9 protein-coding genes and 1 riboswitch are annotated in these 13,882 nt (G+C 47.8%); all 9 genes read right to left on the bottom strand.

Features of this window, described 5'->3' with window-relative positions; translation table 11 throughout:
* Positions 1-81: 81 nt before the first annotated feature.
* Positions 82-1,566 carry a cobyric acid synthase gene (locus tag ACOIT5_RS05860; RefSeq protein ID WP_423129536.1) on the bottom strand — a complete coding sequence of 495 codons (1,485 nt, stop codon included), beginning with the start codon at positions 1,564-1,566 and terminating at the stop codon, positions 82-84.
* A complete protein-coding gene (cobC, locus tag ACOIT5_RS05855; RefSeq protein ID WP_423129535.1) occupies positions 1,548-2,120 on the bottom strand; it encodes an alpha-ribazole phosphatase in 573 nt (190 codons plus the stop codon). The genes ACOIT5_RS05860 and cobC overlap by 19 nt, the downstream gene beginning before the upstream one ends.
* Positions 2,121-2,300: 180 nt before the next feature.
* Positions 2,301-3,062 carry an adenosylcobinamide-GDP ribazoletransferase gene (locus ACOIT5_RS05850; RefSeq protein WP_423129534.1) on the bottom strand — a complete coding sequence of 254 codons (762 nt, stop codon included), beginning with the start codon at positions 3,060-3,062 and terminating at the stop codon, positions 2,301-2,303.
* 218 nt (positions 3,063-3,280) lie between these two features.
* Complete coding sequence (gene cobT, locus ACOIT5_RS05845; RefSeq protein ID WP_423129533.1) at positions 3,281-4,315, bottom strand: nicotinate-nucleotide--dimethylbenzimidazole phosphoribosyltransferase; 1,035 nt, start codon at positions 4,313-4,315, stop codon at positions 3,281-3,283.
* Positions 4,316-4,380: 65 nt separating this feature from the next.
* On the bottom strand, positions 4,381-4,890 hold the full coding sequence (cobU, locus tag ACOIT5_RS05840; protein WP_423129532.1) for a bifunctional adenosylcobinamide kinase/adenosylcobinamide-phosphate guanylyltransferase: 510 nt from the start codon (positions 4,888-4,890) through the stop codon (positions 4,381-4,383).
* Positions 4,891-5,080: 190 nt separating this feature from the next.
* The gene (locus tag ACOIT5_RS05835) at positions 5,081-6,178 is read right to left on the bottom strand and encodes a DUF5074 domain-containing protein (RefSeq protein ID WP_423129531.1); all 1,098 of its coding nucleotides are present in this window, start codon (positions 6,176-6,178) and stop codon (positions 5,081-5,083) included.
* Positions 6,179-6,197: 19 nt separating this feature from the next.
* A complete protein-coding gene (locus ACOIT5_RS05830) occupies positions 6,198-8,123 on the bottom strand; it encodes a TonB-dependent receptor (protein WP_423129530.1) in 1,926 nt (641 codons plus the stop codon).
* Between the two features lie 88 nt (positions 8,124-8,211).
* Positions 8,212-8,420, bottom strand: a riboswitch (cobalamin riboswitch).
* Positions 8,421-8,496: 76 nt separating this feature from the next.
* Entirely contained in the window at positions 8,497-9,270 is a 774-nt protein-coding gene (locus ACOIT5_RS05825; RefSeq protein ID WP_423129529.1) for an NUDIX hydrolase, read from the bottom strand.
* A 205-nt stretch (positions 9,271-9,475) separates the two neighbouring features.
* Complete coding sequence (locus tag ACOIT5_RS05820; RefSeq protein ID WP_423129528.1) at positions 9,476-13,861, bottom strand: hypothetical protein; 4,386 nt, start codon at positions 13,859-13,861, stop codon at positions 9,476-9,478.
* Between the last annotated feature and the right edge of the window lie 21 nt (positions 13,862-13,882).

The raw sequence follows: 13,882 nt of genomic DNA, 5'->3' as shown, positions 1-13,882 counted from the left end.
CGAGTCATCCTGAACTTGTTTCAGGATCTCTGTTGATAGCTGACAGATCCCGAAACGAGTTCGGGATGACCCTCATCTCTCTTAATTTTTTTCTTTCAAAACCGAATACACGTAATCCAAATCGACATGGGTACGGACGTGGGCCGCGAGTTTGTCGTATTGTTCTTCCTTGAAAGCGGCGTAATCAAACTCATCTGTTTTGGCTTGTAGTTGATTGGCTTTCAGGATCTCATCCACCACCGCGTTGTTGTCGAATATCCCGTGCAGGTAGGTTCCCCATAGTTTGGGTGAAACAAAACAGCCATCCCGGGTTCCGTCGGCCAGTTCACAGAGCGGCTCGCCGTTGAGCAGGCGCGTTTCTCCCATATGAATTTCGTAGCCCGTATACTCTCCGGCCAGATTCCTGAACTTAAAGCGGGTTTGCACCGTTCGTTTTTCTTTGGTCAGGGTTGTCGTCACCGGAAGTAAACCAAGTCCGGGAATGGCATCAATTTCACCTTCGACATGGTACGGATCGCGGATTTCTTCACCCAATAGCTGGTACCCGCCGCAAATGCCGTACACGCCTTTGCCTGCTTCAGCAGCCTGCAAGATGGCTTTGGCCAAACCCCGTTCGCGCAGGTACATGAGGTCCGAAATCGTGTTTTTCGAGCCGGGGACCAACACGATATCGGCCTTGGCGATCTCCGCCGGATTGGCCGAATAATACAGGTTGATGCCGGGCATGCGCTCCAGCATGTTAAAATCGGTGAAGTTGCTCATGTGCCGCAGCAACACTACGGCCACATTCACCTTTCCGGCATCGTTTACACTGCCGCGGCGGTAGTCGATCACCACGCTGTCTTCCTGATCGATATGAACGTCGTTAAAATAAGGAACTACCCCGATAACAGGCACTCCGGTCAGTTCTTCCAACATGGTGCGCCCGTCTTCGAATAAACTGATGTCGCCCCTGAACTTGTTGATCAGAATTCCCTTGATCAGCTTCCGTTCGGCTTCGGGAAGCAATTTAATTGTTCCGTACACGCTGCCAAACACGCCGCCACGGTCGATGTCTGCAACCAGGATGGTCGGCGAGCCGGTTTCGAGCGCCACGCGCATGTTGGTGATATCCTTGTCCCACAGGTTTATTTCCGAAATGCTTCCGGCCCCTTCCATAACGATGGGGTTATACTTCGCGTTGAGTGAGCGCCAGGCTTTCATGGCCTCGGCAAACAGAAAATCACGGTCAGTCTTCATGAAATATTCCCGCGCGGTTTGATCTCCCATCGGTTTGCCGTTTAAAATAACCTGCGCCTTCTGTTGACTGGTAGGCTTGAGCAGGATCGGGTTCATCGCGCTGAGGCAGGGAATTCCGCAGGCCTCGGCTTGCACGGCCTGCGCACGGCCCAGTTCCAACCCTTCGGCGCTGGCATATGAATTCAGCGACATGTTTTGCGCTTTGAAAGGTGCCGGATGGTAGCCGTCCTGCAAAAAGATCCTGCAAAAGGCGGCGTTGATCACCGATTTGCCCACATCGGAGCCGGTGCCCACAAACAGGATTGGTTTTAATTTTTGATGCGCCATTTGATTTTAAATTCGTAAACACCGCCATATTCAGGTGCAAAATTGGTAAAAATTTCGTCTATGGTTTGATTCTTCAGTATGGATGTTATCAGGCGAATCACCCCGGCATGGGCAATCACGGCAACCCGGGCGCGTGGTGGCGTTTTCAAATCGGTTATGAATGATTTGACCCGTTGGCGGAATTCCAGGTATGATTCGCCCCCTGGACAGGGTGTATCCAGGTAGTTGTCCATCCATTGTTTTCCTTCAGGAGTCGCATAAATCTGGTTCCACGGTTGAAGCTCCCACTGGCCAAAGTTAATCTCCTTCAGCCGGTGATCAAAGACGATCTCCGCTTCGGGAAACAGATCCTCGGCCAAACGACGGCAGCGGATGAGCGGGCTGGAAAAAACGGCGCCAAAGGTTTGTCCGGCAAGCTTTGCTTTTACCGATTCAAACTCCTGCTGATACGAACCGGCAAGCGGCACGTCGCTCTGCCCGTAACAAATTCCGGAGGGCACATCAACGCGTGTATGGCGTATAACAGTAATTTTCAGATCATGCTTGTTCGACATAGATATGTTTTTCAAATTGGGAGTGATCAGTCAATTGTGCTAATCAGGTTATGTTTTCTGTCTGCTCCATGCTGCTATTAAGGTTGCTTTCTGGAGATAAGGATTTAAAAATCAATGATTAACTGCATCTATTAATTAACCTTAGTAGGAAATACCCCGTAATTTGGATAAACATTATCCTTAATAAACCTTAGCTATCCCCAGCAAACACAAATAGAACAACACTTCAACCATTTGCTGCAAGGCGCCCAGGCAATCGCCCGTGTATCCGCCAATCTTCCGTTCGATATATTTTTTGAACAAGAAAGTGACCAGCAGCGACGCAGGTAATACGATGGCCGTCAGTTGCCACGGGAACAACGCTAACGGAACCAGCCCGAAGACAACAGCCAGTACCATGTCGGAGTTTTTGCCGCGTTTGCCAATCGGTTTGGTTTTGCTCAATTCATCTTCGCGCGAATAGGTACCGGTAAAAATGACCAGCACCGGTATCAGTCGGCTAAACGCATGCCCGGCAATTATAACCAACGGAATGGTCGCGATCGGAAAGGCTTGCAGCGCCAGGAACTTGGTCCCCAACATGCCAATCAATCCCACCGTTCCGTAAGTACCAATACGGCTGTCTTTCATGATGGTGAAGATCTTTTCGCGGGTGTAGCCTCCGCCAAAGCCATCACAAAAGTCGGCAAAGCCATCTTCGTGAAAAGCGCCGGTTGCAAAGATCGTGGTCATCATGCTTAGAAAAACAGCCACCTCAACCGGCAATATCCAATTCAGCCCATAAAACGCCAATGCACCAATCCCCCCGACGATCCAGCCAATCAGCGGGAAGTAGCGTGTTGACCGGTTCAGCCGCTCGTTGGAAAATCCCAGCGACTTTGGCACCGGAATGCGGGTGTAGAACATGACCGCTGTCAGGAATAAGTTGAGTTGCTCTTTCATGGCAAAAAGTTTCAAGTTCCAGGTTCCAGGTTTGAGTCTTGACCCGAAAAGTCATTTTAAACACAAAGTCACAAAGAAAGTATTTATTGCGAATAATTGAGAAACAGTATATGTGTAATCAACATATAGCCTTAGTGTCTTCGAGTCTTCGTGTTGTATTTATATTTGGCAACTTTTCGGAACCGGCTCAGGTTTCAGGTTCGGAAAAACTTAGGTGCTTATGAACTTTGAACGTCAGCGTTTTCCGCCTTGTTTGAGACACCGGCTTCGTCAAAACTGGCCATTTCATTTAAAAAGGTTGCTGCGGCTTTGATGACCGGGTAGGCGACTGCTGCGCCTGAACCTTCGCCAAGACGCATATTCAGACTCAATACCGGTTTGGCATTCAGGTGTTTTAGCATCAGTTGGTGACCCCGTTCTTCAGAGGCGTGGCAAAAGATGCAGTTGTCGCGAACAGCCGCATCAAACTGAATGGCTGTCAGCGTGGCTGCCGTGGCGATAAAACCGTCGATCAGGATGACCATATCCAGTTTTTTAGCTTCGAGGATAGCCCCTGTCATCATGGCGATTTCCAGTCCGCCAAAGGTTGCCAGGGTTTCTTCGGGCGTTTGCGGATCGTACTTTTCAGAAACGGCTTTCAGTATGGCTGTTTTGTGGTCCAGTTTTTCACCCTCCATGCCAGCGCCTTTGCCGGTGCATTGCTCTACCGGCATTTTCATAAACCGGTGCATCAGCAACGACGACGGCGAGGTGTTGCCAATACCCATTTCGCCAAAAGCAATGGTATTGCACCCACCTAAAGCTTCCTGACGGACATAGCCGGCTCCGCGGTTCATCGCCAGACGACATTCCCTTAAACTCATGGCGGGTTCTTTCAGCATATTTTTGGTGCCACGGGCAATTTTTGCATCAATAATCGGGCTACCTGCCGGAAAATCGAAATCCACACCGGCATCAATCACTTTGAGGGCGATTCCGTTTTGCCGGCAAAAAACGCTGACAGCAGCGCCCCCGGTACAAAAATTCATGGCCATTTGCCAGGTCACCTCCTTCGGATAAGGGCTTACCCCTTCGTCGGCTAGGCCATGATCGGCGGCAAAAACCAGTAAGGCCGGTTTTTCGAGTTTGGGCGAAAGCGTATTCTGAATCAGGCCCAGTTGCAGGGCAATTTCTTCCAACTGTCCCAAGGCCCCCGTAGGCTTGGTTTTCAGGTCGATTTTACGTTGAAGTTGGTCTTTTAATGAAGTTGTCATTTGGATTATCATTTAGAGTCATTAGTCATTTTGTCGGAAGAATGAAGGCCCGAAACTCGTTGTCATTACTTAATTTTCACCGGAATTCCCGCAACCATCAGGTAAACGGTGTCTGCTTGTGCAGCGATGAGCTGGTTCATCCAGCCTTGCAGATCGGCAAACTTACGCGCCGTTTCATTTTCGGGATGAACGCCCATGCCCAGCTCGTTGCTCACCACAATCAAGTTCATATCCTGCTCGGCAAACTGAGTCCATTCGGCTTTGGCTGCCTGCAACGCTTCTTCAAGCTGATAATCGCAGTCGTGGAAAAAGTTGGTGAGCCACAAGGTAATGCAGTCGAGCAAAACTGTTTTTCCCGTGAAATGATGTTTCGATAATTTTTTTTCTTCTTCCACGGTTTGCCAGCGTTCGTCGCGGTCGGTCTGGTGCCGTTTCACGCGCATGGCAAAATCTTCGTCCCAAATGCGGGCTGTGGCCAGATAAATAGGCCGCTGCGAAAGCTCTTCAGCCATTCGTTGCGCAAAACTGCTTTTGCCCGACCGGGCGCCGCCTGTTATTAGAGTTATTTTTGCCATTACCGTTTTGGGTTTCGAGTTTAAAGTTTCAAGTTTGCCAGCTGTGACGGAATTTTGAGACTGTTCACGTTCTCGAAGTGTTCAAACGGAGTACGTTGAACTTGTTTTTTTGATCTCTGTAACTAATTTCAAAGAGGCAGAAACTACCCCTGCCTGGCAAGGGTAGTATTTGTTTGGAGATTAACTTATATTAATCAAGGAAGATAGCCATTGTTGGAGATGCGCCTACTGTTTTCTGATCCAGTAGTTCACCCGAAGAACTGTAAATCTTCATTAGACCTGCTCCGGTTACACTTTCACCGGTAAATAAATAGATCTGATTATTTTCCGGATTGACGGTCAGCCCTTTTGCTCCGGAAATGTTACTGATCAAATTTTCTGATTCAAACGTTTTTGTTGTGACATCGAAAACTGAAACGGCGCTGGTAACCTGCCAGTTCTCGTCCGAAACAGAGGTGATGACATAAATTTTTGATTTGTCTGAATTTGCTGCCATAATCGAAGCATATTCGTAGCTTACATCCGGCAAGGAATAAATAATTTCCAACTCATCTGTAGTGGTATTGATATATCCCAATCCGGTTTCTGCCGAGAAGTCCGACCAGGTACTTACCATCGAAACATACAGGTTGCCACTGTTATCCTTTAAAAAATACGAGCTGACGGCAGGAGCTTCTATATATGAAACTTCTTCGGAATCCAGATCAATGACACCTATTTTTGCCGAATAATTCAAAGCGACGTATAATTTACCGTTGGCAATTTCCACTCCTTCAGGTCCGCCCGGCAGGGGAATTGTTTTTTCAACCGTCCGGGTTACGATGTTGTATTTGGCAATGTACGAATTCGGCATCAGGTCCCAATCCGGATTGGCCCCCCAGCACGAAATATAGAGGTAGTCGCCTTTGGCAACACAGGCGCGGGGTTTAGCAATTTGATCACTCACCCCGTTTTTTGTTTGTACAAAGAGCGGATCAACCGAAATTATCTGGTCAGGACTGTTTCCCATCAAAAAAACCTGGTCGTTATACGAATAGGCATATTGAATGTTGGAAAGTAGCTCAGTGCCTTTGTTCTGATTTTTATAATAAAAGTTGGTCAACTGATCCGCGTCATAGTCGTACTTGCTGATACTGGCGCCGCCACTGGGATAATTCCCATAGTTGATCACATAACATCCTTTTACCAACTCGCTAGGGTACAAATCAGGATCATCATCATCATGACAGGCACTCAGCACAGCAAGTGCAAAAAAGAACACAGAGAAATATTTTAAGAACTTTTTCATGGGATATAAATTATAGTTTTTAAAGTAGATTCAAATTGGTTGAAAGGCTGATGCGGAAACTTCTTCCCGGCATCGCAAAATAGCGTTCGTTTTGATAGTCCGTATCGAACAGGTTATTGACAGAAAAAGAAATATTAAACTGCTGGTTACCTACAGTCATGTCTCTCCATACCCCGCAGTTAGTCAGGAAATACGGATCCAGTTCGTTGTCAAAATCATCCGAGAAACGCAGCCCGGTATAACTTCCGTCAGCATGTACCTGCCAGTTTTTGTATTTCACCATAAAAAAGGCGTTACCCATGTGTTTGGGGACATAAATCAACTGACGGTGGGTAATACCTGTTTCGGAAATATTTTCAACTGCTTCCACCGGGTTAAAATTGTAATTCAGTCTGAAATTTAAATGAATGTCTCCCGGTTTCCAGTCGGTGTTCGATTGAAATTCAATCCCTTTACTGACTACTTCCATCAGGTTATGAGCTTGCCAAACCCCAAAGTTTCGCCATTCAATCCAGTTTTTTACATCCATATAAAAAACGTTCAGTTTGATATCCGATTGAAAATCTTCGGAACAATACAGGTAATTCAATCCCAACTCGTAATTCATGCCGTCTTCCGGGTTCAGGTTCGGATTACCCTGATTTCCCCAATAACGGTCGTTAAACGTCGGGATGCGATAACTGCGCGAAATATTTGAATTCAGTTTCAGCACGGTATTATTTCGGGTTAACAGCCGGTATTCGGCGCCAATAGAAGGCGTAAAGGGCGCCGAAAAGCGAGTGACATACATTTGTCTGAGGTTGAGCGTTAGCTTCAGGCGGTTCAAGGCAGTGAAGAATGAAGAAAAGTGCACATCCAGGTTCTGCTCATAGTCAATGACTTCTCCTGAATAAGCATAAACGTCGGGAACAATATATTGATATTTAACCCCGGTTTTGTAACCAACGTATTTTCTGATATCCTGTTTTACTGTCAGTTCGGCAATCAGCCTGTCGGTCCCGATTCGCTGTTCATCAATACTGTCATATATTTGCAGGTCATGCACGTAGCCCAGGCCAGCCTGATATTTCAACGGATTTTTGTTATTTTGATATTCCGACCAAAAACGGATGTGTTTGTTGTCGAGCTCTTCGGTGCCGGTATATCTCAGGTTCGACTGCATATTGGGCTGCACTTCGTGCCAGTTGCGTTCGAGCCAAACTGCCGACTTGATAAATTCATCCTTGTGAAAACGGTAATTCAATTCCTGGATCAACCCCATATTCTCAACTGCCGCTCCATGCTGACGGTCGTTCACGGCGCCCGGATTTTCCACATCACCGGTGTAGGGATTTTTAAACGGAAAGTCGTTCTTCCTGCTGAAATAAAATAACCTTGTGACAGACTCGAACTTGCCATTCCCGGCAAAAATTTTTGCTCCGTATAATTGTTCTCCAAAAGAGCCCTGCGAAATGGTGGTTTTCAGTTTTACGCCGTCGGTCCAGTTGCTGTTCATTCCCAGGTAAATTGCACCGCCAATGGAGCCCGAACCGTTAACGGCCGATGAACTGCCGTACTGCAATTCAAGTCCGTCAAAAAGATATACAGGCACCTTCGACATGTTGGAGTGTCCCAAGGTCAGGGAGTTGATATTGACGCCGCCAAAATTAACTGAAGTATGATCGGGAGCTGTTCCGCGTAAACGGATCGTCGACAGCCCCCCTGCATTTGACTTTAAATAAACAGATGAAAATCGCATTAACAACTGGTCGATGCCGGCAGTTTGACCAAGTAACAGTTGATCAGCCGATATGGATTCGACTTTTGCCCCTGCCTGGTATTTTTTTACCGTAGCATACGAAGTGACCTCGTGCAACAGGATGGTGTCGATCACACTTTCTTCCTGGGCAGATGCGTCAAACAAAAAGAAGACTAAAATTCCTGCAATAATAAAAAACCGTCTCATTTCTTTTTAAGAGAATATGAGCTTAGGATAAAATTTGTGAAAAATACATGATTAGATTTCACCAGCTTTATTCCCGAAGCTTTTGTTAATTTATTTGCGGATTTTGGCAGGTCTTCTGGCTCACCTCTCTTTCTGATGCCTTCCCATTCCGTCAAAAGCCGGACAGTGGCTGGAGTTTCAGAAAGATTTGTCTTAAGGCTTACAGCTGCGGGTACAGCTCCGGATTCTAACCGGATTCCCTTTTCATCCGGATCCGGCAGTTGCCGGATCCATAGAACCAAATCCATCGCAAATGTAAAACTTATTTGGATATACGTCCCCGTTTTTGTTGTTTATTCGGGAAAAGAATTGTAAGTAAAAGAATGTCAGCAGGTTACCAGTCGCCGCTTAATCCATCCTGCAGAGCCTTGTTATAATTTTCGGTGTCAAAAGCATATAAGTAAGGAGATTTATGGGCCACACCGAGGCGTCGTTCGGGCAGTCTTTTGAGGATTTTATAACTCAATACTTTTCGTTGAAAATTCCGGCGGTCCAGTTCTTTGCCTAAAATGGTTTCGTACAGCTTTTGCAATTCAGGCATGGTGAATTTTCCGGGTAGCAGGTTGTAGCCGATTGGCTGGTAACGAAGCTGAAGGCGCATAGCCACAAGCGCTTTTTCGAGAATTTGCTGGTGATCCATCATCAATGGTCCGGGCTGGTCGATGTTGTGCCATTCACAGTAATCAGAGAAAACATCCGGTTGCGGTTCTACCCGGGAGAACTCCACCAGCGCATAAAAGCCAACCGATAAAAACCGTTGATAAAGCCATTCGTAATTTTTCAGGCTGATGCCTGCTTTTTCGAGTTTATCCTTTTTCAGGGCCGGATTGGCCCGGTTTGGATCGCTGAACACATGGAATTGGCTCAGGAAAATTTCGCTTAACCCGGTGCGTTCCTGCAACACACGCGCAGCCGCCTGCTCGAGCGTTTCATTTTTTGCCACAAAACCTCCGGGCAAGCTCCATTCGTCAATCATCCTGGATTTGAGAAGAAGGACCTTCAGCTGGTTATCATGAAATCCGAATACAACACAGTCAACCGACAAATGGGGCAGATGATCGGTTTCCAGCGTTTCGAAATTTACTCCTATTGGTTTAGTTTTGCTCACGTCACGAAATTTGCCTGTAAAATTAACTAATTTCTTTTGACATTAGCCACGGGCATACAGATACCGATCCCCTTTTTGTGCTTTAGGTGAGGGAAGTGGACTTGTCTGCGCGATCCACAAAAAAATCCGATGCGTTAAATTTTTTCACCGCACCGGAGTACAAGGGTTAAATTATCAAATACCGGTTGTTAATGAAACAATCTTCTTATTTTTCCTGAGCGTTAATGTTGAACACATCTGCATAAATCAGGCGGTCGGTTTCCTCTGATTGTTCCAACCGGTTCTGGTAGTTGGGAGGCAGGCCGCCTATTTTGTTCGGGCCGCGTTCGTATTCTTCAACGACGATCTGGAATGCTTCTGTTTTATACTTTCTTGGCAAGTTGAACTCGCGGCTGATGCTAAACCGGTTGTTTTCGATGACCCGGGCATTGATCGGGATTTCAACTCCTTCTTCGTTCAGGTCCTTGTCGTTGGTTCCGTCGCTTACCGTACCAAAGATTGGCTGGGCAATCCGCGAATCCTGGAAGCTGATGCGCAGGAAGTTATAGTTCCCGTACTTGGCCAGGCGGTCGTTGTAAATCGGTCCTTCAACTGTTATCGTGAATTTTGAGTTTACATCGTCACGCTTAAACCGGATGGTGGTTTGCCGGTCGGGCATCAACTGAATAAAGTGTCCCATCACGACGGGTGAAAGGCATACATCTTCGTCGTTCTTCCGCACCGAATAGGGTTGATATCGTGCCAGGGCGAGCTTCACAAACGGAAAATACATGTTGCCGGGGTTGATGCTCAGGTCGCAGAACCAGCTTTGCCGGTCTTCGTCAAAGTGGACCGGGTAGGCAACGGCCTTTGCTTTTGCATTGCGGTCGGGGTATTGCAGGTCGTCGTCAATCACCGGGTTCATCCGGAAGTCCTGGTCGGCCGGCGAAAAACCTGCCGGTTGAACGGAATACAGGATCGGGTCGATCCCCCAGTTGGTGTAATAGTCGGAATAACCGGGAGCCCGCATGGCTAGCATGCCCGTGTTTATTGCCCGGTCGGGCAGGATGACAGCCAACATCTCGTCGTCGCCGGTAGAATACCACGGCCGTTTCAGGAAAATACGCAGTCCGCCGCCCACCCGTTGATGGCGTACGGCATCGGCTGTTTGTGTTTTCCGCCATTCGAAAGTCGGGATAATGTAATCGATTTCCGGGACTTTGGGCCGCGCGGTGCTGGGAATATTTACCCGTTCCATCCAGACACTTTCACGGGTGGTTGTAAGGGCTGGGTTGGCGGTCAGAATTTTGTCGAAGTATTCCCGGTAGCGCGACGCTGCCACCAGGCGGTAATCTACCCAGCGGTGTTTGGTGTCGCTAAACTGCTGTTCGAGCGCTTTGATGCGGAACATCACCTGCTTGACAAAGCTGAATTTGTATTCCTGTACATCAAACTTCACCTGGTTTACGATGGTCTTTGGCGCGGCTTGTTTTTCCACTTCAAATTTCTGGTACGACACGGCTTGCGTTTTATACAGGCTGTTTAAACGTACGGCGCCGGGCTGCGGGTCACGCTCAAAATCGGCCTTCGTACGCATTTCAAATTTTTTGATTGGCGCTATCTGCAGGTTTTGCACCTGTGGTCTGACCAGGACTTCGGGAGCAGGAATGGTGCCTTTGGTAATGATCTCGTCCTGGTAGTTTACCAGGACATCGGGGATGCTGTTACTTCCCTGCCGTTCTTTGATTTTTACCGAAATCCCATCATCGTGGGGTTCGGTCCAGCGCGACTGCAGTTCTACTTTTTCGGTGCTTTCGCCATGTATTTTAAATCGGATGTTTATGTCGACTGTTGTGTCCGAAAAATCGCGGTTAGGTAATAAATTTTGAATGACCGGTTCCTCCAGCGGTTGCTGCAAGGCGTGTACCAGTTCCATTTCGCGCGAAGGGCTAACCATCCAGTGCCGGCCGCTGAAAGCCAGCTTTTCCAGCTCAGACTGATTACCCGACGACGCTTTTTTGACCATTTCCCAAATGGCTGAAAGCTGCTTCAAATCTTTTTCTCTCCAGAACGTGCTGAATTTGATCCGGGTACGTAAGCCTTTGGGCAGATAAATCGTGAGTTGCCTTTGACCGGCGTTCCATTGGGCATCCGTAGGCCCTTCTTCGAGGCGTAGGCGCAGGTGTTTTGCATGGTACCAGTCTTCAGGTTTATCAACCGAGTTGGTTTGATTCGGCGCCAGTTCGTCATTCGAAAAGAAACTGAACATACGCGGGGTAAATTCCTGCGTGTGGGTGGTTTCGCAATCTTCTGCCAAAAATAAAGCCACGCCTGCCGCCATCGGGTCGGGCAGGTAAATGATCTCAACTTCTGAGGGTTTGTAAATTTTTTCCTTGTTTTTTTCGTCTTGTTGATACAGGCCTTCGTGTGATGTAATGATTTGGTAGATCTCTTTTGCCATATCCGGGTTGCTGAAGGCTTTTTCGAACATCCCGTGAGTTTCGGCTATTTGCTGGCTGTTTTTGGGTGGCAACAGGTAGCGCAGCGAATGATCGTCCAGTTTTTCCCCGTCAACCGGGTGGCTGTTCTCGTATTCGCCAACCGATTGATCGTAGTTTGAGCGGATGACCATGCTTTCCAAAAATTCACCGTCTTTCAGTTCGTTGCCTACCAGCACGATGGGGCTGGCCAACGGTTCGTAACGCATGTAACGGATGTTGTAACGGATGGTTTCTCCGGGAGCTTCGGGCTGGCTCAGCAAAGGGACACTGTTCCCGGCCAGGTCGACTGCCCGGATGCGCACGCGGTAGTTCTTGCCAAAGCGGAGTTTCGGCAGTGTACCGGCGACAATTTTTGATTGGGCATTGATGCGGAAATCCAGGTCCGGGTCGAAGGCATATTTTTGTGCCTCCTGTGTTTTCGACTTGTAAACAAAGTCTTTCTTTTGGGTTTCGCCCTCCTGTAACTCATAGTCATCCGATTCGTTGATGGCATAGCCCGGTTTGCGGACGGAGAGGCTCCAGCCTTCCCAGCGCGCCAGGGTTTCCGATACAAAAACATCCTCCGGATTCTCCGGATCTTCGGCCATACCCAGTTGGATACACCCTTCATCGGGATGAATTCCTTCGATTTTATGCGGATTGTTTTGTTCGTCGAACCAACTGTATTCATCCTGTCGCTGGTGCAACGAATACCATTTATTCGGATCGTCGTCGTAAGCAATGTCCATTTGGTACCCTTGAATCACATCGTTGGAATACAATACCTTGACCGGTTCCTTCACCTTTAGCTGGTAGATCTGAGGAACAACACCCTGTATTAGCATCTTTGGTTGTACCTGCATGATTTGAGGAGAAGCGCTGACGAAGGATTGTTTGATCTGAATGTTGTTTTGCACCCGCGTAAATACATGTTCGGCCATCCCGTTTTTGGTAATGGCGATGCCCGCCGAACGCATAAAGGGGAGCCCTTCATCCTTTGGCGGCTCAACTTCTTCCATTTCCTTCGCTTTCAGCATGGAGCTGACCGACAGGTTGGCCCGTACCTCGTAAAAACGGGCAATCTCCTGGACCTTGTTTTCGGCCATGTTCGAAGTTTTCAGCGCAGTGCCATCCGCGTCGACCTGCACCACCGCAAAGTTGTCGGTGTTAATCTTTACAAATCCCTGTTTAAAGATGGAATCGGTTTTGTCGCCAATGTAAAATCCGGAGTTGGTTATCTCGTAGGCAGTTGCCGGAATAGAAACAGTGGTTCCTTCTTCATCGAAAACCAATCCTTCGGGAACCAGTTGGATAGTTCCTTTAGCGGGGATGGATGCGTTATAGGGGACGATGAAATCGAGTACAAATCCCAGCTTGCGCATAATTTGAGGGAAGCTGGTGATGGCCGATAAAATATCGTGGAACTCGAAGCTTGGTTTTTTCAACTGGATCTGCAACTTCGGGCCTGCTTGCCTGTCAACCCGATGAAACTGACGCAGTTGGGTGAAGTCGTTTTTCGGGTCCATCTGCCTCTCAAAGCGTTTAAATTTGTTTTGTTGGATTGTTGCCCGTAACTGCCGGTCGCTGTCCACCTGTTTCATCATCAGGTTTTGTGCCTTCAACGCGCTTGTACGCCTGGGCTGGCTTACCTGTTGGATGGTTTGCGGGTTGAGTTTGATCCGCGAAATGGCGCCCAGGTTCAGTTCGTCCACAAATTTTTCGGGGGTAACCTTTTGCGTGGGATTGATCACGGCTTCCTGAGTGTAGGTTTGCAGGATGAAATCCTGCACATGCTTCATCGGGAAGGAATAGATTCTTCGGGCCGAAAGATTTTCTTCTTCTTTAAAATCATCTACTTTGATGTCTTTGTGAAAAATAACATGGTAGAGATCCGGATCCAGTTGCTCTGCCAGTAATTGGGCATCGAGCAAGGTGCCGTTTTGCAGCCGAAACCTGAAACCGGCATTCAGCACTTTTTGAGGCCAGGCCATGATGTCTTCAAATTCGCTGAGTGTGGTATCGTTCGGTGTACTTAGTTTGACGGAAACGAAAACCGAAAGTTTGAGCATGTCTTCGCCGTTGACCTTGGTTCGCTGGTGCGGCAACGTGGTAAATATGATTTCCTGTGGCATATCCTTGTTTTTTCAAAGTTC

Origin of the sequence: Gaoshiqia hydrogeniformans (assembly GCF_049347105.1) — a bacterium.
Lineage (GTDB): Bacteria > Bacteroidota > Bacteroidia > Bacteroidales > Prolixibacteraceae > Gaoshiqia > Gaoshiqia hydrogeniformans.
This window is presented reverse-complemented; position numbering and strand designations above follow the sequence as displayed.

What these genes read in the sequence shown, in the direction of transcription:
- cobU (WP_423129532.1), bottom strand. Translation starts at nt 4,890, where the DNA reads ATGGCAAAAATAACTCTAATAACAGGCGGCGCCCGGTCGGGCAAAAGC.
- cobC (WP_423129535.1), bottom strand. Translation starts at nt 2,120, where the DNA reads ATGTCGAACAAGCATGATCTGAAAATTACTGTTATACGCCATACACGC.
- ACOIT5_RS05830 (WP_423129530.1), bottom strand. Translation starts at nt 8,123, where the DNA reads ATGAGACGGTTTTTTATTATTGCAGGAATTTTAGTCTTCTTTTTGTTT.
- ACOIT5_RS05850 (WP_423129534.1), bottom strand. Translation starts at nt 3,062, where the DNA reads ATGAAAGAGCAACTCAACTTATTCCTGACAGCGGTCATGTTCTACACC.
- cobT (WP_423129533.1), bottom strand. Translation starts at nt 4,315, where the DNA reads ATGACAACTTCATTAAAAGACCAACTTCAACGTAAAATCGACCTGAAA.
- ACOIT5_RS05860 (WP_423129536.1), bottom strand. Translation starts at nt 1,566, where the DNA reads ATGGCGCATCAAAAATTAAAACCAATCCTGTTTGTGGGCACCGGCTCC.
- ACOIT5_RS05820 (WP_423129528.1), bottom strand. Translation starts at nt 13,861, where the DNA reads ATGCCACAGGAAATCATATTTACCACGTTGCCGCACCAGCGAACCAAG.
- ACOIT5_RS05835 (WP_423129531.1), bottom strand. Translation starts at nt 6,178, where the DNA reads ATGAAAAAGTTCTTAAAATATTTCTCTGTGTTCTTTTTTGCACTTGCT.